The sequence below is a fragment of the Streptococcus sp. LYSM12 genome, assembly GCF_004569635.1.
Taxonomy (GTDB): Bacteria; Bacillota; Bacilli; order Lactobacillales; family Streptococcaceae; genus Streptococcus.
Window position 1 is genome coordinate 1 of the sequence record NZ_SPOZ01000088.1, and the last position, 345, is coordinate 345.

General features: G+C 50.1%; 1 protein-coding gene. It reads right to left on the reverse strand.

Going from position 1 to position 345, the window contains the following annotated elements; genetic code table 11:
• Nucleotides 1–345: RHS repeat domain-containing protein (locus tag E4T79_RS10835; RefSeq protein WP_135030138.1), on the reverse strand; the 345-nt coding region annotated here is incomplete at both ends.

Genomic DNA, 345 nt, shown 5'->3' on the forward strand with positions numbered 1-345 from the left:
AGGTATAGGTGGAGGTTGACGCCTTGTCACCTAACCCTTGAGTAGCTGAAATCAACTGGTCTTTCAGGTCATAGCTATAGCTCTTGATGCGCTCACTACCAGATAGGACACTGGTCAGATTGCCATTGCCATCATAGGTCATAGTGGCTTGACCACCTGCTTCATTCATAACCTTGGTCACATGGTTGTCATGGTCATAGCTGTAGAGGTTGAGTTGACCTGCGGTATCACTCTCACTGGTCAAGCGATTAAGGGCATCATAGGTCCGCTTGGTCACTTGCCCCAGGGGATTGGTTTCCTCGAGGAGGTTGCCATTGGGGTCGTAGCTATAACTGGTCTCCCGCT